The organism is Ferroplasma acidiphilum (assembly GCF_002078355.1).
GTDB classification, from domain to species: Archaea; Thermoplasmatota; Thermoplasmata; order Thermoplasmatales; family Thermoplasmataceae; genus Ferroplasma; species Ferroplasma acidiphilum.
In genome coordinates, this window is record NZ_CP015363.1 from 882,008 (window position 1) to 904,663 (window position 22,656).

A 22,656-nucleotide genomic window follows, 5' to 3' on the forward strand; every position below is an offset into this window, starting at 1 on the left:
CTCAGGTTAAACCTATAAGAATACAGATAAATAATGTAATTGGCAATATTTATAATTATACTACAGATACCCTTGTCATGGTAGATGCCTCTGTTGTAATATTTGATTATGATAGAAAGGAGTTCATTAAAGATACTATTAAGTCCATAGTCTCTAATATAGGCAATCATAATATTGAAATTTTAGTAATTAAAAGTTACGAAGATGGAGAAATAGATGAATTTTTAAAAAATAATAACGTTAAATTTGTTACACTTTTAGATAACAAAAGCCAGAGCGATTACATTAAGTGTGCTGTTAAAGAATCGCTAGGAGAAATATTGATGTTTCACGATGATGACGACCAATTTGCCAACGACAAAATAGGTTATGTATGTAATTTATTCAATCAACATGAAGACCTCGGGTATTACCATAATAATTTTAATACCATAGACCAGGAAGGAAATGCTGTTTATAATAGAAATTATAAAACACCTGAGTTTGCATCTTTATACATTAAAAATTCTGAAAAAACACTGTATTTTAATAAAAAAATTAAATTAATAAACTACATTAGACCAGATTTTAATGCTACCTCTATCTGCATTAGAAAGTCTATCATAACAGATTTTCACAAAAACTTTGAATTTAATGTAAGGCCAGACACATTTCTATTGATCATGGCACTGCTCTCTGATTTATCACTTTTTTTCGATAATAAAGTGCTTACACATTACAGGTTATATGGAGATAATGTGAGTACTTCATACAATGCACCTGTAACTAAAATGCGTAAAACGTTCATGAAGGCGTTTTTGGAAGGAACTAAAATTTTTTCCTATTACTTGAATTTTTTAGAAGATACGCCATATTCCTATTACCTGCAATTGCGCATAATTAATCTGAAACTGGCTTACAATTTCTGGGCGCTGAAGAGAAAATATAAAATTACCCATTCGGAATTAAAAATTATTTTCCAGGCAGATTTGCTACATGAATCTGAATACTATATAATATCAATATTGCCCGCTAGATTGAAATTATTAGTGATGAGGTTAGCTTATAATGCTATTAAGGATTGAATTTTGAAACAAACTGTTTTTATTATTTTCGTTCTATTACAATATTAATACCTGTAAATCTATAATAAAAGTAAAATTTTTATTACTTATTATTTTTATAGAAGTATGTAATAATATCTTATGACAAAAACAATCGAACTGAGGGTATACGGTATGACATGCGACGATTGTGTGGAGCATGTTTCCAGCGGTTTAAAGAATGCAAACGGTGTAAATGACGCCTCCGTTTCACTTAAGGATGGTATGGCAGTTGTCAGAACTATAGATAAAACGAATCCCTATGATCTCATAAAACTGGATGTCTTTAAGGGCCAGTACAGGGCACAGGTAAGGAGTGTTAAAAATGACTGAATATGATCTGGCAATCATAGGCTGGGGAGCGGCGGGTTTTGCAGCGGCTATAAAGGCAAGTGAGCTAACATCTAACCAGATGAAAATAGCTTTGATCGGTACTGGTGAGTTGGGTGGTACCTGTGTAAACGTTGGTTGTGTTCCCTCAAAGTTTTTAATAGAGGCGTCCAAGAATTATAAGGAGGCGAAAAGTCCAGCATATGCCGGTATTACATCTTCTGCAACGATTGATTTTTCAGAATTTATGGAATCTTTAAATAAATTTGTCTCCGGAGAAAGGGAAACAAAATATACAAATGTAATGAAAAATTTCGAGAATATTGAGCTGATAGATGGTCTTGCAAAGTTCGTGGATAATAATACCATCTCGGTAAACAACACGGAGATCAAGGCAACCAATTTTATTATAGCTACAGGCTCCAGGACATTTATACCTGAGATCAGGGGGTTAACAGATTATTATACCAGTGATACAGTGTGGGAGATGAGAAAACTTCCGGGAAAGTTAGCTGTCATAGGTTCCGGAGAAGTGGCACTTGAACTGGCATACGCCTTTTCAAATTTCGGATCAGAAGTTCATATATTTAACAGGTCTAACAGGATACTGAAAGGGTTTGATGATGATGTTAATAGCCAGTTGACGGCTGCCTTAAAATCCAACGGAATAGTGTTCCATCTTGGAGTCAACTTCTATGAAATTAAGAATGAGGATGGCAAGAAAGATATAGTTACATGGACAGGGACATTTGGCGATTTCGATGAAATCATAGTCGCAACCGGAAGAATGCCCAACATCGATGGACTGGACCTCAGGGCAGGGGGAATTACAGCAGACAATGGCATTGTTGTTAACCCTGATTTCAGAACAACAAATCCGAAGATATATGCAGCAGGAGACTGTGTAAGGCAATCACTTAAGCTTGAAACACTTGCAGGAAAAGAGGGCGTAATAGCTGTAGAGAATATTCTTGGAGGCAATAGAAAGATCAATATGCAGGAAGTCCCGTGGGTAGTTTTCACAGAACCAAATGTTGCATCAGTTGGATACACTGAAGCTGAACTGAAAAAGAAACATATAGAATATGATGTACGTATAGTAGAATTGAAGAATGTGGTAAAAGCAAATATTCTCAACAGTTATACTGGTATTGCCAAAATAATATCAGGAAAGGACAAAAAAATTCTGGGCATTCATGTGATAGCACCCATGGCAGCGGAATTTATAACAGAAGGTGTATACCTCATTAAGAACGGTTTAACCTACGATGACCTTATAGATACAATACACGTATTTCCGACTGTGGCAGAATCAATTAAAATCACAGGCCAGGCATTTATAAGGGATATATCAAAGATGAGCTGCTGTATGGATTGATATACTAACTTTTTTTGTTATGGGAAATCTTATATTAACATTTTTAATAACTAACAATAAATGTCACATTTAAAAGTAATTACAAATATTGCCAGTAAGTTAAAAAATGATCCGTACTTTCTATGGATTTTCATTGTGTCACTAGTATTTTCAATATTGTTCACAGTTTATTCTTCAATGGCATTTAACCTTGTAGAGATGACCGGCTGGGACATGGGTATTTATATGCAGGCGTTGTCATCTGGTATTTCCGGGCATCTTTTCTATTCTGCACTTGTTCCAGGGAGTTATCTAGCCGAGCATTTCTCACCTATTCTCTTCATCTTATTGATTCCGTACTATTTATTTCCATCGGCATATACCCTTATTGTACTACAGTCATTTGCCATAGGATTTTCAACACTTGTTCTTTATCTGCTTTCAAAGGAAATACTTCAAAGAATAGGGATTATCAAAGCAGGGAAATGGCTTAATGCTTCAACAATCTCATTTATAATATCGATGGCATATATCATGTCTCCATTAACCGAAAGCCCGGTTTTTTTTGATTTTCATCTAATGGTTTTTTTGCCGCTTTTCTTCTTTCTGGCTATCTATTCATTTATCAAGAAGAAATATATACTTAACATCATATTCCTGGCTTTAATAGTATCAATCCATTCAACCTTTGTATCTATCGCGTTGATGGCAATATTATTTGAAATATTTCTAAACAGGACATTTATGATAACCAGCAATCATTCAGTGGTCAGGGGGTCCATTTATTTTTTTATTTCCCTTGCGATTTTAGTGCCTTATTTTATATTTGCGGGAATATTGAAAGGGGATATTGCAGGAGTACCTGTCTCAGTATTGAGCATACACGTTAGCGGGTCAGTAGGCCCGACAACTCTGGTTATTGATACATTTACCAATCCTGTGCTTGTCCTGCATCTCCTTGTACAGAATTATATTTTAAAACTTACACTATTATTTTTCGCATTCGGTGGATTCGCATTTTTATTCATAAGATATCCAGCGTCCATATTAACATTTGTACCTTATATTATCTATTCCATGTTCTCTACTTACCCCTCATATTATACCATTGGGTATCAATACACTATGATATTTATTCCTATGGTCGCTGTCAGTGGGGTAGTCGGTATGTATATATTGGTAAAGAGTCAGATGCACAGACCTTCATTTAAATTACAACTCCGTATGGCTCTTAGTGTTATAATAATCATAGCAATACTGGGATTTTCAATTGCAACACCAATAGTATCTGGTGATGCTAATTCTAATAGCATATACACCTCAGCTACCCATTATGGAAACGACACATATATGAATCAGGTCATATTCGAACACGAAATTGCAAATTCAATTCCAAAAAACGCAACCCTGGTTACAGGCAATGGTTTATTCCCATTATTTGGGAATGACCTCAATGCCACAGCCTTTCCCTACACAACAGATGTAATAATAAAGGGAGATTACTATCAATATCTCGTTGAGAACCAGAATAGTATATGGTCGAGTGAACCAACCCATATCTCAGGAACAAACATATCGTTAAATATGCTGGAGCATGAATATATGGCCTCTGGTAATTATACAGTATACGCACATAATTATGGCATAATTGTACTGAAGAGAAATTAAAATAATAACAATATTGTACTTGTAGATTCTAGTATGTCTGGATAACCCACTCATAATATTAATTTTTCCCGAATTCTTCAGAAAAATAATTATAACAAATTTGCCTTTGCTAATTTATTGGAAGTGAGTATAAAATATATTTGACTGTTAAAGAAAAATTATATATAAACATTCTATCGGTTTCTATTGAGAATAGCAATATTTGCAAATGGAAAATTATTTAACCGTGTAGGTGGTGCTCAGAAGCATATGCGTGGGGTTATTGAAAGGCTTGCTACACATTATTAAGTATATTATTTCCCTGAACCACAGGCATATATTGATAGCTCCAGCCACAACTCTGAGTATATAGAACACCTGGCGAAACTTAAAGTTGTGATAAGCCCATATTTTATGGAATATAAAGGAGATAAGATAAATATTAATGATATTATTGAAAAATACTCTAAAGACATAAGTACATGTGAATTAATATATGATCTTGATTTTCAGTATTATTTTGAGAATATAAAATATGGAGGGGAGCTTTCATTATTAATGAGCAATAAAACAGGTAAAAAGCTTGGTGTGTGTCTGCAGGATCTTGATGATGTGAATATGCATTTTGTGCCAGAAATTTACTCCGGGTATAAATTTGCTAGGATTGCCCCTAAATTGTCTGGCCTTGTAGCTGGAATTGCCCTTTATGACTATACAAATAGAAAATTAACCATGTTAAAACTTACCGGTGCAAGGAACCTTGGATTTATTACTATGGTTAACCACTCATATACAACAAATATGAAAATTAATTTTAAAAATATATACCTGCTTGAACCGTCAAATGCCCTTGATACCGGAATAAAAAACTTCAGAGGGAAAGAAAAGGAAAATAAAATTATATTTTTTGCAAGGCTTGTGTATAGGAAGGGAATATTTGATTTCATTTTAATCGTAAAGGAAATAGTAAAAAGTTTAAGAGTAGAAGTAGTAGTAGCTGGCCAGTTCCAGCATTCCTATGAGGAACGTTATTTTTTTGCACTATTGTCAAAATACCATCTGGAGAAATTTGTCAAATATAAAGGAAAATTAACAGATGATGAACTTTACAGTGAACTTTCCACAGCTAAGGCAATGGTATACCCATCACATAGCGATTCATTTTCCATATCTATACTTCAGGCTATATACCTTAATACTCCTGTTGTAGCATATGATATAGCTGGCATTTCTGTTTATAAAAAATTCAACTGCGTAAAACTTGTAAAGGAATTTGATACAACAGCCATGGCAAAAGCAACAATAGATATCCTGAATGGGAAAGAGATAGAGTTCAGCGATCCTGCACTTGGTAGTTTTATTGAAGAACACAACAGCTGGGACAGAGTTGCCAGTGCGCATATGGAAATTATTGATAAATACACAAACTGATAGTGCGAATATTAACGCTTGATTCGATCTTTAGCTTCTATAAGTTTTTGGCATTCAATATTATCACTTTTAATGTATTAACCTACATCCTCTTACTCAAGTAATCATTCCATATATTCGCCTTTAGCTTAGTGGATTTCTAATACTCAAAGTTTTACATGTTATCAAACAACGTTCAAAGGATTTCTATAAAACTATAGCTCTCTACGACATATAAAGAAAACAAATGCAATTTAAGTGATTAAGAATAATAAATTTATAAATGAATTAATTACGGGATATCACACACTGAACTCAGCATAATTAACCTGAATCATTGCTGTGTGCGCCGTGCCTTTCTCTCACTATCTTCCTGTTCGATAGTATCCATCTGCACTTTATTTTTCCTGCTATAGGTTATGATAATAGCAAGTATTATCAATCCGGGAAGGAATATATACGCCGCTGATAATGACCATACCAGGTCGATTAATGAATAATATATTGCTATACCGATCATTACCGATGCAGCTGTAGGTGCTATTATATGTGTCACTGGATTTAATTGTTTTAGCCTGTGCATTAAAACAGGGAGAGTTTCGTTTACTATTATGTGATAGGACAGGGTGAATACAGAACCAATAATTGAATTGATAACCAGTAAATCAAATAATCCATTATTTTCTCCATAGTAGTATACCAGCGGAACCAGCCCCAGGCTTATGCCTACTACAGCTACAACAAATACGGCTATGACAGCCATATACGGGCTGCGGTATTCTTTATGTATTTTTGTAAAGGTTTTTGGCAATATGCCATCTCTTGCCAGGGAATATAGGTCTCTAGCCGCACTGTTTCCGAATATCACCGTTGAAATAAGTGCAGAAACCAGGAATACACTGAATGCCAGTAAAGTTATATATATGCCATAATAACTATCGGTTACGTATAATCCTGGAGCAAAATATGCCAGGCCTGCTGGAAGGTTGGGACCCAATCCTCCAACATTAGCGTATATAATAAATGTATCATAGGCTATCATTATAAGGAGCGATGTAACAATAGCCTTTTTTATAGTTTTACCTGGCGTTTTTGTTTCCTCGGCAAGTACAACTATAGAGCCATAACCTGAGAATGCAACAAAACCACCAGTGACCATCCCAAGGAAAAACCCATGGAATCCGTTTGTAGAATTAAAGATATTAAAGTACTGGATTCCATTATATGGTGATTTGATTACTATGGCTGCTGATAATGTTAAAAAGAAAGCAAGATCAAATAATCCTACTACTATGGCTATTTTCTGGCTGTAATTTAATGCTAATATTCCCACTACCAGATAAATTACCGAAGTTATGAATGAAACAAGGACAACGAATACGAATGGTAGGGTATAGCCAACCATTACCTCCAATCCTATATAGAGAAACCATCCAAGAAGAATGCTGGAACCTATAATGCTGCTTAAAACCATAAACAGGTAATAAAATCCAACGCTTTTGCTTAAGTATTTATTATGTGTTGCAACTTCCACATATTTGTAATAACCTCCGGCATTGCTAACTTTTTCGGAATAAATATAAACTGCTATAACCGCAAGGAAAAGAATTGCACCGCCAATTAAAAATGTAAGTGGGGCTGTCTTACCGGCATATTCCATAGCACTGGCACCGGTGAATGCAAATGGCCCTGCAGGTGCAATAACCATTATGGCATAGAATACAAGGCCCCAGAAAGTCATGCTATTTCTGTTAAGAGCATTATCCATAATTCAATCAGACAGAATTAATATTTAAATAATTTATAAAGCGTGAATATATGCAGCATTATCAGCATTCGTTTATACCTATTTGGTTAATAATGAATTATATATAATAGATACTATTTATATGTATTTAATTTCATTGGATAAAGTATCAGTTCTACATTGCGGGACTTATACAGTAAAGATATGTTATTTAAACAGTTCCTCTTTAATTACCTTATCCCTTTTAAGTTCAATGAAGAAATAGTACAGCATAAACAGCAATAGTATTATTACAACCCCGATATCCAGTGCTTCCCTGGGCATGCCGAGTATGAATACAATCAGCAGGATTATTCCGGCAATAATAGTAAATGGATACAGTGGAGTTTTGAAGGTTCCGAATTTCTTAATCCTCCTGAAATGTATTATTGCAAAGCTTGCTACTAAATAAGATAAAAGCAATCCAAAATTGCTTATTGCGGCTATAATATAAATATTCCCGGAGAATAGCATAACTATCCCGATTAATGATGAAATAATTACACCATTAACTGAAACATCCTTTTTATAGTTGAAATTACGGAAAAATTTTGGCAAAAGCTTGTTGTCACCAATCTGGTATAATATTCTGGAAGATGTCATAATCATGGCAAGGGTGGCGGAAGTTGTTGCAATAAGGGCACCTATGGTCACAAGCAAATAGATTGAATAGGGTGCATGGACATATTTTAATGCAAATGCAAGCGGATCAGCCGATATGGTATATTTAGAAGCAGGTACCATGAGGATAAGCGCCAGTACCACTAAAATATAAAATACCATACTGATTACTACAGATAGAATTATGGCCTTTGCTGCTTTATTGGCTCCACCCTTTACATCTGATGTGAATGTTGAAATGGACTGGAAACCTGAGTATGCAAAAAACACTGCAATGCTGGCAGCAAATATAGCAGATATATTGTCTTTAGCAACCGGTGTAACAAAATTTGAAGTGTTCAGTGATTTAGTTGTGTATGCAAGAATAACTGCAGCAATCACAAATATTGACAGTATCGCCAATTTTACCATAACAAGGTAAAAATCAGCCTTTGCAGCCTTCTTTATTCCTACTATATTTACAATTGCAAGCACAAATATCAGAATAATGGCAAATATTATGGGATAATAACCTGTGTGCAACCCTACCAGGGAGCCAAGATATGACCCGAAGCCCAATGCAATTGCCGCTATGGCTGTGGAGAAGCTGAAATATAGCAATATGCCAGTAATAAAACCCATTTCACTGCCAAAAGCCTCATAAATATAGGAAAAAGAAGCACCTTTTGCGTGGGGCATTATTGAACCCAGTTCACCTAATTCCATTGCAATAATAATTGCAAGTACTCCAACAAGAACAAAAGCTATAAGTGCATTAGCCCCTGCCAGTGCTATGGTAGTGCCACTTAAAACAAATATGCCTGCGCCTATAATAGCTCCCAGCCCCACTGCCGTTGCCACAGGAACACTGATAAATTTCTTATCTTTCATTTAAGTATAAAAGATTATCCCGGTACAGTAAATAAATATTGTTGTTTATTAATTTTCTGAACTGGCCAATTCAGTATAATATTGGCCGCATGCACATACCCTTAAACATTTACATTCAATATAACATGATTGAATACAAAAAATAATATACACATGATACATATTTTTTTATGGCAAAAATATTAATTCTAGCACGGAAAGGAATCCTACATGACTAATATTCAGGATGTAATTACGGTCACCACACCAGAGGTATCGGGCATGATTGTCGTGCGCACGATTGGCACAGTATTTGGGATCGTGGTAAGGAGCCGCGGATTGGGAGGCAATGTAGTAGCGGGGCTCCGGTCTCTTGCAGGTGGAGAGATCAAGGAATATACTGCTATGTTGACTGAGGCCCGTACCCATGCGGTCGGACGGATGAAGGCCAATGCCAGTGAACTGGGGGCTAATGGAGTTGTTGCTATGCGATTTGACTCCTCAGAGATCGGCCAAACCATGAGCGAAATTGTAGCATATGGGACAGCAGTGGTGCTGGAGCCAGTCTCCGGGAATCATTAAGAACTCCACTGTTACCCGGGCGATAACCATACGGGAATTTATAGCCTATATGCAATGCTATTCAGATATTCTATATTAATGGTTTAAAAGAACTTATTTGATTTCTTCAATATTATCTGAAAATCTTTTATACCAGTCGAGTCCATTATTATCTACTATATGTAATTCAACAGGCGCATCGATATACTTTAACACTTTAATATTTATTTCATCTTTTAAGTCCTTATTACTTTCCAGCACCAGTATATCTATATCACTTGAAGCGGTTGTATTTCCTGTTAAAACAGATCCAAAAACGAAAACCCTTGCATTATTATCTATGTTTTTGACTAATCTATAAACTTCTTTGCACGCTTCCCGATAATTTTTTAGATAATTTAATTTTTTTAACTCATATTCTATTGACATATTTATTAAATACCTCAACTATAAATTTATATACATTTTTTGTTTCTTTTTCGTCAAATTCAAACGGCATATACCTCGCAGAAATATAAGCATCTGTTAACCTGCCTATATAAAGTAAATCCTTCTCATTATTAACAAGGTCTTTTATATTATCATCTAACTCGGATAATTTATTTATTAATTCTTTCAATGAATGTGTTCTTGGATAGTAACCTAATTTTATTAGCATCTTATACTTTAAAATTAACTCACAATATTGCTCAAGATTAAAAATAGCAAGGTCATATTTTTTAATATCTATTAAGTGTCCTCCTTCTTCAAGAAAATCACTGGCTCTTTTCCTTAAAATTTCAGCTTCACTAAATGACAATTATATCCTTTTAATATTTTATAGCCTTATTTAAATATTATGTATAATTCTGTGCCCATCCCATGTTGGGTTGTGACAATAGTTATTTGTACTGATATAGCGTATTTTTTTGAATATTTGCTTTATTTTCCCTGTACGTTTTAGTATGTGATCATCTTCCTAGATAAATGCTTTGATTTAAGCTCTTCTCTTTTATATCGCTATTTCCCTCTTCAAAATCTAGGAAGTTTTTATCTTAATACTCATATCATTTATTCTGCTCATTCAAAGAGACAACATTCTCTGTTGTTAACGATTAAATTTATTGGTAACAGAGGGGTTTATATTTACACATAATTACATACACAACCTCTATATATAAAATTGTCGTAATTTCTCCTATGACTGAAGTCATAGCTTCCTTGCGAGGGGATCGTGAATTACAGTACATTGATTTGTTATGCGCAGGAGCCGGGAAGTATAATAACCAGTATCTGGTGTCTGAAACGTAATTTATTTGAATAAAAGCCAAATCAAATATTTGTTATATAATTAAAGTAAAAAATATCTTAAAATTAAAATTTAATAATTAAAATAATTTTATTCCGGCCATAAACATCGAGGTTATTGACGCATACATAGAAAGGTCTGAGGCTGTGGATGTACCTCCTCCTTTGTATGAAATATACATCACATTATAGAAATATTCTACAAATGGATTCCATACAAAATTGTGTACGTAAGGCTGTACGAAGTATATATCATCAGGAACCGGCAGCCACATATATGCATACTGGTCGTATGTAAGGTTCTGTACATGGTACATAGCCTTCTCCTGGGCAGATACATTTTCGAAATCCAGGGTAGAGAATATAGATTGCAGCGATGAATTGTCTACCCATGCCTTATTCCCTATCCCACCGTTGGACACGTCCATGACCGGTATAAGTTGCTGTCCGACTGCATCAGAGTAATCAGGCTCCCATGCCAGATCCACGAAATGTGGGGTCACATTAGCTGTTGACCATCCACCGACTATAGATTCTGTTACAAGTTTGGTATTAAACGTCAATCCAATCTGTGCAAACGAATCTATTGCTGCTGTGAGCTGGGCGTTCTCTATACTCGTTGCAGGCGATAAGCCTGTCAGTGTAAATGTGTGAGAAGCTAAATTTTTCCCGCTCAGGTTTCCAACTCTAGTTCCATTTGCCAGTTTTACGTAGAAGCCCATTTGCTGGCCAGCTAGTGATATATTCTGAGCTGCACCTTTCAGATCCTGGGTAGGCAGTGAATAGTTATTTGGATTGTAGAATGCATTTCCATAACTTGGCGAGAGCGGTCCGAGTTCCTGGTAAGCTACGGATGTACCGTTATAATTATTATCATACACTTCAGCTTCAGCAGTATAATTCAATGCGTCGTATAAAGCTTGTCTGAAATAATAGTGTGTTGCATAATTCATTCTAATTTAATAATTATCCCATAATAAATTTAAAACTTAAAAGGAAAACCCCCTATATAGTGAAATATAGGGGTGATTTGCTTTGACCCCACAAATCAATAATAACCTAAACTCTGAGCTTATTTAGGGAACATTTGAATTATTATCCAGTATTTGGCGAAAGATTTATTTGCTTATATGTGTTCCCTATATACAGAACATGACAAGGGAGATAAAAAAGGTTGGAAAATATAATTACGTTTATGAGAGCAGCATGGTATGGGATTCAGAACACAGTAAAAGGCACAAGGTTTCCAAATATGTTGGAAAGGTAATTAATGGTGACATAGAGAATCCTAAAAAAGTAAGGGAGGTTGTATCAATCCATGGAATATATGAGATTGGCCACCTTGAGCTCATATTCTCCCTTATGAAGGATGTATTGTCATTATTAAGGGAAGAATATCCTGATGATTATACGAAAATTGTTGCTTTCTCCCTCAACAGGCTAATATTCCCTTTGCCGTTGAAGTCCATAAAATCATGGATAGAGAAAACATGGCTTTCCAGGACAATACATGAACTATCACCAAAATCATTGTCATCTATGTTAAAGCGCATAGGGCAGGATCAGGATAAGCAGAAGAGTATCTATATGAAACTGATGAAAAAGAATGAGGTCATAGCCTATGATACATCAGCCTTATTCTCCTATTCACCTGGAATAAGGATGGCAGAGTTCGGGCATAACAACAATGACATCAATCTTCCAATGATAAGGATCATTATGGGATTTTCAAGGTTGAGGAATGAGCCATGCTATATCCGCCTGGTACCTGGAAGTATTGCAGATATTGATACATTAAGAAAGACGGAGGAAGAGCTCTCACCGGGAACTCTATTTGTTATGGACCGTGGATTCATAGATGACAATAATTTTAGCAAAATGGATACGAATGGATTGTACTTTATAACACCATTGAAAAGGGATTCAAAGCTCCCTGACTATTCCATAAATGGAGATAATTTCTTCATGTTCAGAAAAAGGGCTATAAGATACTCTTCCACTACTATAAAAAACTATGATATTCATGTATTCGAGGATATATTGCTCAGAGCCATGGAGGAGAATGAGTACTATTCGCTTGTTGACTCCGGGAAGAAACCTGTATATTCACCTGAAAAGGCAGGAAAGATTGCACTTATCACCAATGTAAGGGAAAAGCCGCAATCAATATTTGAATTATACAAGTTCAGGAATGACATAGAGGAATCATTCGATGTATTCAAGAATCTTTTGCAGGTGGATACACCATACCTGAGGGATGATGATACATTAAAAGGGTATGTATTTGTTTCTTTCATATCCCTCATTGCATATTACAGGCTCTTGAAGTTGTTAAAGGCAAAGAAAATCAATAATAAAATTAGTGTAAAGGATGCTCTTCTGCAGCTGTCAAAGATATACCTTACTGATGTTGGAGATAGAATAATAATGGCAGAGATACCAAAGAAAGTCAGGGAACTTGCTGAAATCCTGGAACTTAAACCGGAGCTGTTCCCTAAAAATGTGCCGAGTTAAGGTTCCATTTATAATACATCCCACTGCTTATTGAATATTTCCTGCATGTTTCAATAACCTTTCCAGTATCTTCTATTTCTTTTATTATTGCAAGTTTTTCCTCTGCTTTCCATTTTCTTCTTTCACCCATCATATACCATTCCCCCTTATGTTATATATTTTACTTAATATATAATTGCCTCTATAAGAAGACTTTGTATCGTCATTTAAGGGGGCAGACCAATAACAGGGGGTTTATATTTACACAAAATTCGGGACACAACCCGCATGTCTCTAATAATAATGCAGAATATCATTAATTTTTGAATAAATAGCATGATTTTATTTTCTATTCAACCACAATTATATACCAATGTTGCTTTATGAGATACAAAACTTATGAATTTTTCAGTATTATCAGAACATTAAAAATATAATGTTTATAGCTTAGGCTAATGATGCAATAATTATGAATATATTTTCATGCGATTATTATTCATTCATCCATTGTTATTCATTATTCTCTTCCATTTTCTATTTCCCATGGCTATTAAAAAGTCCATGAGTATGATATGTGATAAACCACAGATTCTCCTTATAAGATTAATAAGGATCCATAGATTATATACCAGTATAGAAAAGAAATATAAACAATACCTTATAACCATTCTATTTGAATGTGTTTTTTCCCTTATATCTATTTTCCTTGATTGGTAACCATTCTCTATGCCCCATCTTTTTCTATATAATTCTGCAAGTTCCATAACATTATTTTCATTAACATTAATATTTGTATAAAAAGAGAAATCATGCTTTTTGTCTGAATAATATATAATATGGACAAAATTAGAATAAGTTTTGTTTAATGACCCTATATTATCCCTTATTACAGTGAATAGAAATTCATTGCCATATATGTCTTTACAGTATTTCAGATCCATATTCTTAAACTTTTTAACCTTATTGTTATCCTTTGTAGGTATAATATATTTCAATTTCATTGAATTTACTGTATTCATAACATTGGAATCTAAGTAGCCTCTATCCATTAATACTGTATTTATTTTAATCCCAGGTGACAATGCATGCCCTATAAGCATTCTAACTTCCTTTGCATTGCCAATTCCATCCAGTGGATGCTTTATTATTCCTGATAATGCAAATCTGTTATTGCCTACACAATCCAATGTTGCAAACCTGTATGCCATGTCTGTGCCTCTAAATTTATGGAATGGTGCATCTATTAAATATTTATTATCATTGCCTGTATATGGCTCATCATGCTCATCTATTGCTACATTAACAGGCTTATTGAATATATTTAATTCTATAGCCATTTTAACAGTATTGCCAATAAGCATTGTTAATACTGAATATTTGTTCGCTTAATTCATATACTATTATATCTCATCCATTTTATACTTCCATCTGAAGATTACCGGGGACCTGTTAATTTCTTCAAAGTACTTATCAATCCTTTCCTTCAATTCATCAATGGTATTTACCCTGATCTCACGTAGCATGGTTCTGGCAAGCTTGCTGAACAGCATTTCAACAATGTTCAGCCATGAACCATGCTTAGGGGTAAAGACAAACTCAAACCTGTTCGGGACTGTTAATAAATATTCCCTTGTTTTATCTGATGTATGAACCTTCAGGTTATCCAGTATTATCCTTATTTTTTTATTTTTTGTATATGATGAATCCAGTTTCTTAAGGAATGCTATGAAATCATCGCTGTTGTGTGTTCTGCTGACTATCTCGGTAACAATGCCTGTATGCAGGTCTATCCCTGCTAAAAGCGATAGGGTGCCTAATCTCCTATACTCATAATCCCTTGTTACAGAAGGGTGTTTTCCGGGAACAGGAGGAAGCTCTTTAGATGTCAGGGATATTGCCTGTATTCCTGGTTTTTTGTCAAATGATAATGTTACTGTATCCCTTAGCTCGGGTATTATAACACCATTGTTTACCATATCAATTTCCTTATATACATGGAGCACAGTAGCCATCTTTTCCTCAAAATTATTGTCCCTCTTTTCCACATAGTACCTTACCTTATGTGGCTTTATCTCTGCATTGTTTAATATTTCATATACAGTTGACCTGCTTATATTCTTAAGTGAAGGATTATTCTTCCTTATATAGTCTACCATTATCGTATATGACCATAGCTCATCAGGATAACCATGATCTGATGGCTTTGTGCATGCAAGGTTAATGATCCATGCCTTATCATCATCTGTTATTATTCTGGGCTTTCCAGGCCTTGGAAGGTCATTCAATGCAGCATCCAGCCCAAATTCCCTTAACTTTGAAAGGCATTTCTTTACTGTATTTTTGTTAATATTGTTTCTTGCTGCAATTCTGTCATCGCTGTAATCCTCGAGGTAATCAAGTATAATTGATAATCTTATTACCTTTCTCTTCTCCTCCTTCATTGATGATTTAATTCTCCTGAGTTTATCAAGATCTTCATCTGAAACGTCAGGCTTCGGGTATTTTCTTTTAAAAACCATTTCTATCATAAATATAATACAAACAGATATATAAATATAGACTATTAATTAAGCGAATGATAATCTAGCTTCATATAACCTTTTAAATAATGTGTCTCCTGATGGAGTATGTATGGTATTGTAATTCCTTACATATGTTTCTATATACATTTTATTTGCTATAGCATTCCTTATTGTATTTACAATATCTCCTGAACTGTATTTTGACTGTGCATGTATATTATTTGAAAAGATACTGGCCATCCGGGAAGAGTAAAACTTTTTAACCTTATTGGCATTTAAATCCGGAGGGATGATGTTGTTGATCATAATTCAAAATTATTCCCTCCAATTTTAATTTTGTCATAAACTTAATTTACCTTGTAATAGATAAAACTACATAGATTTACAAAGAAATTAAATTAAATGGTAAGACATGCGGAGAGACTGAGTTATTCATAATATTCATATATTATAAACCGATATGCATTATAATGGATTATGAATACAAAAAAAGGGAAGAAAAATATCTATCACTTGATGCAAAAGTAAATATATCTAAAGTTGTAATTGATGACGCTATGGATGACTTTATCCGTCCAGCAGTCTTATGGTCTGCTGGAAAAGATTCTACAGTTGTGCTGGATCTTGTAAAGACGGTAGCCAGAGATCGAAAAATGGCTATTCCACCGGCAATATTAATAGACCATGGCCAGCATTATGATGAAACCTACAAAATGGTTAAAGATATATCAAAAGAATGGGGCTTTAAGGTTATTTATGCCAGAAACGATAATTTTTTATCCAAAGTTGATAACAATAGAGTAAACGTTGATGACTTGAATGAAGATAACCATGAAGAATTAAGGAAAATTAATTTTGATTTCAGCAAAAAATATATAGATTATGGTTTGGAAACACTGGAAGGGAACCACCTCCTCAAAACGGCTCCGTTTAACGATGTTATACGTAGGTACAGATTTGACAGCCTTTATACAGGGGTAAGGTGGGATGAAAATGAAGCCAGGTCAAATGAAGTTTTTATCTCTGAGAGAACTGACCCTGACCATGTGAGGGTGCAGCCTGTTATAACTTTCAGGGAGAAAGACATATGGAAATATATGTTTGATAATAAATTGCCAATACATCCATTATACTACAAGGGCTACAGGTCAATAGATGGCAAATATGATTCCACCAAAACCAGCGACAGTCCTGCATGGGAACAGGATCTGGAAAATACGGCTGAAAGGGCTGGAAGGGCACAGGACAAAGAAAATATGATGGATCAACTTAGAAAGTTCGGGTATATGTAATGAAACCACATATAATAATAATTTTAATGGATACTTTGCGGAAAGATGCCTTTGATAAATGGTTAAAGGAATACAATGGAAAATACAAATCAATAGTTGAAAATTCATTTATATTTGAGAATGCAAGGTCTCCCTCTTCGTGGACTTTGCCTTCACACATTTCTTTATTTACAGGTTTGTACCCATCCGAACATGGAATACATGAATTATATAATAAGTACAGGGTACTGGATGTTATAAAGATGTCCACAGAATATAAGGGAAAGCTTTTAATGGATTTGGCTAAGGAAAATGGATATTATACATCTGGATTTTCATCAAATTCCATTCTTTCATATTCAGGTGTTCCTGACCATTTTAACAATTTTGTCCATATTCAATCGAAATTCTTTGAGCCAACAGGAAAGTTTAATCTAAAAGCGTTTTTATCCAGAGAGGATATGGATAAATATTTACAGATTAAACCTTAACTCTTCATTTTTTACGTAATATGTCCAGGTCTACCCCTAATTTTGATATGAGTTCCTTTGCCTTCTTCGGTATTTCGCTTACCATCTCAGTTTTCCCTGTACTGTATATTTTTATCCTGGAAAGAATGAGTAGAATATCCCTCACACTGTATTTTCCATCTATCGTGTTAAGTACCTGGAAATGCAGGTAAAGTGAGAGTAAATTCAAAAACATGTAGGATGAAAGCATGTGATCATCTCGGATATATGATCTATCTGCTTCAAGGTCATTCTTGTATACATTGAAAGCGTATTCAACATATTCACGTTCTTTGTACAATCTGTATATCCGTTCCGGTTCATCAATAATATCGGATAAAAGGTAAAGCTTTCCAAAATCACCGGAATGATCGTAGTATGATGATTTTGACCTGATATTGTCATGGATTCTTATGAGGTAGTCCCTCTCCTCCTCTGATTTCAGGACAGGGTCTTCGAATACATATACACCATTCTCAGGCTTCCAGTACTTCACAGGCTTTCCATTGTACATGAAAACATTAAGGAAATCACCGCTTTCCGGTATAATGGAAGAATTCCTCCTCAATGGTATGATGTAGCTAAGATGCCTCCTCTTCAGCTTTTTAATATTGTCTGCGGAGAAGAAGCCCTTATCTGCTACTATAACGCATCTTTCCACGCCTGCTATGTCTATTGTATTTGCCATAGCTGATACATCCCTTATTGAGCCTGGAAGTATCCTTATGAATGTGGGTACAGTCCTTGTTGATGAGAACAGCATCATTACATTGATCTGTGGAAGGTGTATCTCCTTTGAATTATGGCCAGGCTCAAGGAATGATATGTTCTCTGACCTGGAGAATATTGCTGTTGAATCCATTAAAACATACTCGCCCTTTTCTGTGAGCTTTCTCATTACTGCTACCATGCCTTCCTGTGGCAGTGATGACAGCATTCCTGAAATGGACCCGGGAGACATGGATTCATTATACATTCTTGAAAGGTATGTTTTCTCATATAGATACCTTAAGGACTTCATTGGTAGCGGCTGTATATCCCTGAGTATTACATATATTATTATCCTCTCATACATATATGGAAATACCTGCTTCAGTACCGGGAGTATTGTCTTCCCTGCTATTCCATACAACAATGCAATATTTCCATATTCATAGTCCCCACTTATGCCTGAAACATCGCTTTTCTTTATTATTCCAGCAGGTGTTACAACCCCAAGGTATTTCCCTGTCACTTTCTTTGCCCTTTTTAGATCCTTATCATACCTGCTTGATGATTCATATGCATAATACCTGTCACCGAACCTCCTTATCTCTATCCCCTTCCCCTTATGTTTCAATACCCAATCTGGCATATTATTCATATAACGTATATATACGTAATATGTATATAAATATTTCTCTAATCAAATGTGGTAATAAACCCGGTAAAACACTAACTTACTATTACATAGATGGAGAGAGAAAATGTGACATATAACGTAAAAAACTAAGAGTTAAGGGTTAAATCAAAAGTAAAGGCGGCACAATTTCTCATCAAAAAACACCCTTTAAAAGCGGCTGTATACATTTCCATGATACTGTTCAGGCACGGCGATCCAACATATAAAGGTTATAAAGAGATCCTGAAGAGCTTTGCAGATTCAACACATTTTATCTCTCCACAGTTTTTTTTCTTCAACTTTATGGAAATGCATGACCCATATATTAAGCATGTTGGTGATGTAAATACAAAAATCGAATACGCATTTGGCTATAAAAAATTAAACAATAGAACATTAAATAAAATGAAAGAGATATATTTTACCCAGGCAGGTAAAATAACATCCATATTTGATGCAATAATATCAAAATTAATTGATGAAAAACAGCTGGATAATTCAATTGTTATAATAACATCAGATCATGGGCAGGGTTTTAACGAAAAGGGATATGTAGGACATGGAATATATAATTATGACGAAATATCAAGAATACCTCTATTTATACATATCCCTTCAAGTCTAATAAAAGTAAACCAATATGATAAATATACAAACACAGGTTTGGTAAATTTATTTGATTTTATAAAAGATATAATAGCAAATGAGAATGTTTCACTAAGGAAGTTAAAATCTGAGATAGTGTTATGCGAATCATATGGTATTCAGGGTGATATACATCTATCCCCAAAGTATGAGAATAGACCGGATTTTAATAAAATTAAAAAAAAGATAGATATTCCACGCAAAACTCTGTTTAAAGGCAATATAAAATTAACTTTAAATGCAGATGGAACTGTGGAAGAATTCAACGGAAATAGATATGATTACAGAGAATTGACAGATTATTTATCAATTTTTAATGTGGATAAATACTTCAAAATCCCTGAAAATGAAGAGACAAGCCAGAAATATAATAATAAAAATATTAATGGAATGAAATATTTATAAGCTAAATATAAAACAGGATACAACCCTATAAGATTATTGCGTTAATGTTCTGCTTTTCCCATTCTATAGCAATTTTCCATAGTAACGGGTGTACATCCATAGCATATATCAATCAATCAATTTTTTCTGTATTTTATTAAATTCATATTCATTTTCATTAATTTCATTGGTATATTCTACATTGATAGTCTACATTATTTTCTGTAAATTGTAAATAACCTTACTGTCTGTTAATTTCCCCCATAAATGCTATATGAGAAATAACCTATACTAAAAATCAATCTGGATTTATCCAGATGTATAGGGAGGGGGAGTTAATAATAACTGTACTTACGTACTGTTCTGTGAATCTCCCCTGATTCATCATTGCTAATAAGCATTCTCTTTCCAATGGGAAAGTAATAGGTGTATGCTTAATGAATCTTTAATCCCTGTATATGTATGGGTGGAGGAAATATAAATGTTGTCCGTAGGTATAGATACGCATGAAAGAATACATTATGCAGAAATACAGGATGAAAAAGAAAACAGGCTATGGCATGGTAAAATAAGGAATATAAAAGAAGATTTTGAATTTCTAATAGATAAAATAAAGAAAATAGAGAATAATAATAATGGTAAGGTTCAATTTATATTTATGAACCCCACAGGGAATTACCATATTCCATTGAAATATTTCTTAGAGAATAATAATTTTACTGTATATATGGTAGATGCAAGGAAAACATTGCATTTAAGAAATATGATGAACCTTAATACTATTAAATCTGACAGTGAAGATGCACATGTATTAGCAGCAACACCATGGCATGATCCAAGATACAGGGAATATACAGGCCATAACAGATCTTCATTGTCCAGTATTTCAAGGGAAAGGAATGTTGTTGTTAAAAGTATTACTGCAATTAAAAATTATATACATAGTGACCTCGCAGCTGTATTCCCTGAATTTACAGATTTGTACAGTATTGATTCTTCAACAGGATTAGCAATACTATATGAATATGCAACACCGTATAATATTGTAAATGCTGGTATTGACAATATTATAAAATTAATAAAAAAAGCCAGTAAAGGCCATTATAATATGGAAGATATCAATAAACTAATGGAAATATCTGAAAACAGCATAGGAATACCTGATGAAGATGATGCATGATCTGTTCCCCCAAAATTTGGACAGTTTTTTAGTGTAATATTGAGACACTTTCATTCCTCCTGCTTATATTAATTTTCCTGTTTTTCAATCCCCTTTCTTTCTTTTTCTTTCTCTCTTCCAGAAACTTATTCCTGAATTCCTCACTGCTGTTCCATTGCTTTTCAAATTCTACAGGTGTTAAATAGCCTATAGAAGAATGTGGCCTGTAATTATTGTAATCATTGAATGCGTATTCTATTAATTCCTTAGCATCTTCATAGCTTTCAAGGTCATTCTCCATATATAATCAGTTTTCAATGAATTGTGGAATGATTTGATATCCCCATTGTCCTCAGGTGTCTGCTTTTTAATGTATTCACGTTTAATATTCAGTAACCTTACAGTATCTTTAAAGCTTTTAGCTATATACTGTGTTCCATTGTCTGTCCTCAGTACCAGATTGCTAAGATTGGAATTACTGTACCTTATTGCATATGCCTCTTCTATTGGCCTTATACAGTCATTAGCTGTGCATGTCCTTGAGAAATTATATGAGATCCATCTTTTGGAGAAGCAATCCTTTACAACCATTAAATAGTACATCCCATTATATGTGCTTACATAGTGTATATCTGTTTCCCATAGCTGGTTTAGAGCTGAAGGCTTTGTTAAATTCCTTTTGTTTGTCCTGTTCTTATGCTTTGCATATGGTAATTGTAAATTCCTAGATTTTATAATTCTCCTTACTGTTTTTATGTTTATATTTATTCCTTCATTCCTTAATACAGCCCATATTCTCCTGTGCCCGTATGTCACCCTATTTCCTGATATATCCAGTACCTTATTTATTGTATTTTCAGGTATCCTGGATTTCCTATGCTTTGCTGTAATTTTCCTGTTATAGTAGATGTATGATCTCTGTATTTTAGCAATTTTAGAGAGCCTTGATACTGATAGCTTATTCCTAAGGTTATTTACTGCTTCCATTATCTCTTCCCTCTGTAATTTTTTTTTAATTCGTCTATAACTAAAGCCTGGTCACCTACCAGCCTCTTTAATTTCTCAATCTCCTTCTCATACCCGTTATTTCCTCCAGAACCATAGAATCCCTGTTTTCCCGATTCTATAAATTTATCCCTCCATTTATAGAAGCTGGCTATAGATACTCCATGCCTCCTGCATAGCTCTGCTATATTATTTGATGTAAATGATTCCATTACTATTGCTACCTTTTCATCTGCTGTAAATTTCTCCATTATATCACCTCATTATATTCCAATTTATATTTATCAATTTCTATATATTCCGCTTGATAACTGTCCAAATAATAAAGGGTACGCACCATCTATATTCTCAAGAGCC

At 34.3% G+C, this 22,656-nt stretch carries 23 protein-coding genes and 1 pseudogene; 11 read left to right on the forward strand and 13 right to left on the reverse strand.

The annotated features are described in order from the left end of the window. Positions 1-77 precede the first annotated feature (77 nt). The 5 genes from fad_RS04490 to fad_RS04510 all read left to right on the forward strand — a co-directional run bounded on the left by fad_RS04490 (position 78) and on the right by fad_RS04510 (position 5,847). A complete protein-coding gene (locus tag fad_RS04490; RefSeq protein WP_155951119.1) occupies positions 78-1,064 on the forward strand; it encodes a glycosyltransferase family A protein in 987 nt (328 codons plus the stop codon). 120 nt (positions 1,065-1,184) lie between these two features. Next, the gene (locus fad_RS04495; protein WP_081142169.1) at positions 1,185-1,415 is read left to right on the forward strand and encodes a cation transporter; all 231 of its coding nucleotides are present in this window, start codon (positions 1,185-1,187) and stop codon (positions 1,413-1,415) included. Further along, the gene (merA, locus tag fad_RS04500) at positions 1,408-2,790 is read left to right on the forward strand and encodes a mercury(II) reductase (RefSeq protein ID WP_081142171.1); all 1,383 of its coding nucleotides are present in this window, start codon (positions 1,408-1,410) and stop codon (positions 2,788-2,790) included. Before fad_RS04495 ends, merA begins: the two co-directional genes overlap by 8 nt. Positions 2,791-2,850: 60 nt before the next feature. Then, entirely contained in the window at positions 2,851-4,437 is a 1,587-nt protein-coding gene (locus fad_RS04505) for a DUF2079 domain-containing protein (RefSeq protein WP_081142173.1), read from the forward strand. A gap of 393 nt (positions 4,438-4,830) precedes the next feature. Next, a complete protein-coding gene (locus tag fad_RS04510; RefSeq protein WP_155951120.1) occupies positions 4,831-5,847 on the forward strand; it encodes a glycosyltransferase family 4 protein in 1,017 nt (338 codons plus the stop codon). 313 nt (positions 5,848-6,160) lie between these two features. Here fad_RS04510 and fad_RS04515 read toward each other — a convergent pair whose 3' ends face one another. Together fad_RS04515 and fad_RS04520 are read right to left on the reverse strand one after the other, a co-directional pair. Beyond that, the gene (locus fad_RS04515) at positions 6,161-7,594 is read right to left on the reverse strand and encodes an APC family permease (protein ID WP_081142177.1); all 1,434 of its coding nucleotides are present in this window, start codon (positions 7,592-7,594) and stop codon (positions 6,161-6,163) included. A 186-nt stretch (positions 7,595-7,780) separates the two neighbouring features. Further along, on the reverse strand, positions 7,781-9,103 hold the full coding sequence (locus fad_RS04520; RefSeq protein WP_081142178.1) for an APC family permease: 1,323 nt from the start codon (positions 9,101-9,103) through the stop codon (positions 7,781-7,783). 210 nt (positions 9,104-9,313) lie between these two features. Between fad_RS04520 and fad_RS04525 the strand changes: the two genes are divergently transcribed. Beyond that, on the forward strand, positions 9,314-9,664 hold the full coding sequence (locus fad_RS04525; RefSeq protein WP_081142180.1) for a heavy metal-binding domain-containing protein: 351 nt from the start codon (positions 9,314-9,316) through the stop codon (positions 9,662-9,664). Positions 9,665-9,757: 93 nt separating this feature from the next. On the opposite strand, the gene fad_RS04530 is transcribed toward fad_RS04525, so the two are convergent. The 3 genes from fad_RS04530 to fad_RS04540 all read right to left on the reverse strand — a co-directional run bounded on the left by fad_RS04530 (position 9,758) and on the right by fad_RS04540 (position 11,883). Further along, the gene (locus fad_RS04530) at positions 9,758-10,072 is read right to left on the reverse strand and encodes a nucleotidyltransferase domain-containing protein (RefSeq protein ID WP_081142182.1); all 315 of its coding nucleotides are present in this window, start codon (positions 10,070-10,072) and stop codon (positions 9,758-9,760) included. Next, the gene (locus fad_RS04535) at positions 10,056-10,442 is read right to left on the reverse strand and encodes a HEPN domain-containing protein (protein WP_081142184.1); all 387 of its coding nucleotides are present in this window, start codon (positions 10,440-10,442) and stop codon (positions 10,056-10,058) included. Before fad_RS04535 ends, fad_RS04530 begins: the two co-directional genes overlap by 17 nt. A gap of 568 nt (positions 10,443-11,010) precedes the next feature. Further along, positions 11,011-11,883 (reverse strand): hypothetical protein, encoded by an 873-nt coding sequence (locus fad_RS04540; protein WP_081142186.1) that lies wholly within the window; start codon positions 11,881-11,883, stop codon positions 11,011-11,013. A 199-nt stretch (positions 11,884-12,082) separates the two neighbouring features. On the opposite strand from fad_RS04540, the gene fad_RS04545 reads away from it, so the two are divergent. Next, positions 12,083-13,444, forward strand: coding sequence for a transposase (locus fad_RS04545; protein WP_081142072.1), 1,362 nt, complete (start codon positions 12,083-12,085; stop codon positions 13,442-13,444). Here the strand turns inward: fad_RS04545 and fad_RS04550 are convergent. From fad_RS04550 to fad_RS04565, 4 genes are all read right to left on the reverse strand, one after another. Then, positions 13,425-13,577, reverse strand: a complete 153-nt coding sequence (locus tag fad_RS04550; protein WP_081142188.1) for a transposase — start codon at positions 13,575-13,577, stop codon at positions 13,425-13,427. The two genes, fad_RS04545 and fad_RS04550, sit on opposite strands and share 20 nt — an antisense overlap. Positions 13,578-13,923: 346 nt before the next feature. Next, on the reverse strand, positions 13,924-14,784 hold the full coding sequence (locus tag fad_RS04555; protein WP_236940619.1) for a transposase: 861 nt from the start codon (positions 14,782-14,784) through the stop codon (positions 13,924-13,926). Between the two features lie 39 nt (positions 14,785-14,823). Further along, positions 14,824-15,951 carry an IS630 family transposase gene (locus tag fad_RS04560; protein WP_196795628.1) on the reverse strand — a complete coding sequence of 376 codons (1,128 nt, stop codon included), beginning with the start codon at positions 15,949-15,951 and terminating at the stop codon, positions 14,824-14,826. A 39-nt stretch (positions 15,952-15,990) separates the two neighbouring features. Further along, positions 15,991-16,251: a hypothetical protein gene (locus fad_RS04565; RefSeq protein ID WP_236940620.1), complete on the reverse strand. Its 261-nt coding sequence runs from the start codon at positions 16,249-16,251 to the stop codon at positions 15,991-15,993. A gap of 164 nt (positions 16,252-16,415) precedes the next feature. Here fad_RS04565 and fad_RS04570 point away from each other — a divergent pair, with 164 nt between their 5' ends. Both fad_RS04570 and fad_RS04575 read left to right on the forward strand, forming a co-directional pair. Next, entirely contained in the window at positions 16,416-17,237 is an 822-nt protein-coding gene (locus fad_RS04570; protein ID WP_081142190.1) for a phosphoadenosine phosphosulfate reductase family protein, read from the forward strand. Beyond that, positions 17,237-17,707 carry an alkaline phosphatase family protein gene (locus tag fad_RS04575; RefSeq protein ID WP_081142192.1) on the forward strand — a complete coding sequence of 157 codons (471 nt, stop codon included), beginning with the start codon at positions 17,237-17,239 and terminating at the stop codon, positions 17,705-17,707. The genes fad_RS04570 and fad_RS04575 overlap by 1 nt, the downstream gene beginning before the upstream one ends. Positions 17,708-17,711: 4 nt before the next feature. On the opposite strand, the gene fad_RS04580 is transcribed toward fad_RS04575, so the two are convergent. After that, positions 17,712-19,088 carry a transposase gene (locus fad_RS04580; RefSeq protein WP_081141818.1) on the reverse strand — a complete coding sequence of 459 codons (1,377 nt, stop codon included), beginning with the start codon at positions 19,086-19,088 and terminating at the stop codon, positions 17,712-17,714. Positions 19,089-19,298: 210 nt separating this feature from the next. On the opposite strand from fad_RS04580, the gene fad_RS04585 reads away from it, so the two are divergent. Both fad_RS04585 and fad_RS04590 read left to right on the forward strand, forming a co-directional pair. Next, the gene (locus fad_RS04585) at positions 19,299-20,156 is read left to right on the forward strand and encodes a sulfatase-like hydrolase/transferase (protein WP_081142193.1); all 858 of its coding nucleotides are present in this window, start codon (positions 19,299-19,301) and stop codon (positions 20,154-20,156) included. Between the two features lie 460 nt (positions 20,157-20,616). Next, positions 20,617-21,312 (forward strand): annotated as a pseudogene (locus fad_RS04590) (IS110 family transposase); the annotation flags it as partial. A gap of 31 nt (positions 21,313-21,343) precedes the next feature. Here the strand turns inward: fad_RS04590 and fad_RS09485 are convergent. Genes fad_RS09485 through fad_RS04600 form a run of 3 tightly spaced genes read right to left on the reverse strand, consistent with a single transcriptional unit; the run spans position 21,344 to position 22,550 of the window. After that, on the reverse strand, positions 21,344-21,595 hold the full coding sequence (locus fad_RS09485) for an integrase core domain-containing protein (RefSeq protein ID WP_236940621.1): 252 nt from the start codon (positions 21,593-21,595) through the stop codon (positions 21,344-21,346). Next, the gene (locus fad_RS04595) at positions 21,553-22,281 is read right to left on the reverse strand and encodes an IS3 family transposase (protein WP_236940622.1); all 729 of its coding nucleotides are present in this window, start codon (positions 22,279-22,281) and stop codon (positions 21,553-21,555) included. Before fad_RS04595 ends, fad_RS09485 begins: the two co-directional genes overlap by 43 nt. After that, a complete protein-coding gene (locus tag fad_RS04600) occupies positions 22,281-22,550 on the reverse strand; it encodes a transposase (RefSeq protein ID WP_081142195.1) in 270 nt (89 codons plus the stop codon). The genes fad_RS04595 and fad_RS04600 overlap by 1 nt, the downstream gene beginning before the upstream one ends. Between the last annotated feature and the right edge of the window lie 106 nt (positions 22,551-22,656).

What these genes read in the sequence shown, in the direction of transcription:
- fad_RS04490 (WP_155951119.1), top strand. Translation starts at nt 78, where the DNA reads ATGGTAGATGCCTCTGTTGTAATATTTGATTATGATAGAAAGGAGTTC.
- fad_RS04495 (WP_081142169.1), top strand. Translation starts at nt 1,185, where the DNA reads ATGACAAAAACAATCGAACTGAGGGTATACGGTATGACATGCGACGAT.
- merA (WP_081142171.1), top strand. Translation starts at nt 1,408, where the DNA reads ATGACTGAATATGATCTGGCAATCATAGGCTGGGGAGCGGCGGGTTTT.
- fad_RS04505 (WP_081142173.1), top strand. Translation starts at nt 2,851, where the DNA reads ATGTCACATTTAAAAGTAATTACAAATATTGCCAGTAAGTTAAAAAAT.
- fad_RS04510 (WP_155951120.1), top strand. Translation starts at nt 4,831, where the DNA reads ATGGAATATAAAGGAGATAAGATAAATATTAATGATATTATTGAAAAA.
- fad_RS04515 (WP_081142177.1), bottom strand. Translation starts at nt 7,594, where the DNA reads ATGGATAATGCTCTTAACAGAAATAGCATGACTTTCTGGGGCCTTGTA.
- fad_RS04520 (WP_081142178.1), bottom strand. Translation starts at nt 9,103, where the DNA reads ATGAAAGATAAGAAATTTATCAGTGTTCCTGTGGCAACGGCAGTGGGG.
- fad_RS04525 (WP_081142180.1), top strand. Translation starts at nt 9,314, where the DNA reads ATGACTAATATTCAGGATGTAATTACGGTCACCACACCAGAGGTATCG.
- fad_RS04530 (WP_081142182.1), bottom strand. Translation starts at nt 10,072, where the DNA reads ATGTCAATAGAATATGAGTTAAAAAAATTAAATTATCTAAAAAATTAT.
- fad_RS04540 (WP_081142186.1), bottom strand. Translation starts at nt 11,883, where the DNA reads ATGAATTATGCAACACACTATTATTTCAGACAAGCTTTATACGACGCA.
- fad_RS04545 (WP_081142072.1), top strand. Translation starts at nt 12,083, where the DNA reads ATGACAAGGGAGATAAAAAAGGTTGGAAAATATAATTACGTTTATGAG.
- fad_RS04550 (WP_081142188.1), bottom strand. Translation starts at nt 13,577, where the DNA reads ATGATGGGTGAAAGAAGAAAATGGAAAGCAGAGGAAAAACTTGCAATA.
- fad_RS04555 (WP_236940619.1), bottom strand. Translation starts at nt 14,784, where the DNA reads ATGCTTATTGGCAATACTGTTAAAATGGCTATAGAATTAAATATATTC.
- fad_RS04560 (WP_196795628.1), bottom strand. Translation starts at nt 15,951, where the DNA reads ATGATAGAAATGGTTTTTAAAAGAAAATACCCGAAGCCTGACGTTTCA.
- fad_RS04565 (WP_236940620.1), bottom strand. Translation starts at nt 16,251, where the DNA reads ATGATCAACAACATCATCCCTCCGGATTTAAATGCCAATAAGGTTAAA.
- fad_RS04570 (WP_081142190.1), top strand. Translation starts at nt 16,416, where the DNA reads ATGGATTATGAATACAAAAAAAGGGAAGAAAAATATCTATCACTTGAT.
- fad_RS04575 (WP_081142192.1), top strand. Translation starts at nt 17,237, where the DNA reads ATGAAACCACATATAATAATAATTTTAATGGATACTTTGCGGAAAGAT.
- fad_RS04580 (WP_081141818.1), bottom strand. Translation starts at nt 19,088, where the DNA reads ATGAATAATATGCCAGATTGGGTATTGAAACATAAGGGGAAGGGGATA.
- fad_RS04585 (WP_081142193.1), top strand. Translation starts at nt 19,299, where the DNA reads ATGATACTGTTCAGGCACGGCGATCCAACATATAAAGGTTATAAAGAG.
- fad_RS09485 (WP_236940621.1), bottom strand. Translation starts at nt 21,595, where the DNA reads ATGGAGAATGACCTTGAAAGCTATGAAGATGCTAAGGAATTAATAGAA.
- fad_RS04595 (WP_236940622.1), bottom strand. Translation starts at nt 22,281, where the DNA reads ATGGAAGCAGTAAATAACCTTAGGAATAAGCTATCAGTATCAAGGCTC.
- fad_RS04600 (WP_081142195.1), bottom strand. Translation starts at nt 22,550, where the DNA reads ATGGAGAAATTTACAGCAGATGAAAAGGTAGCAATAGTAATGGAATCA.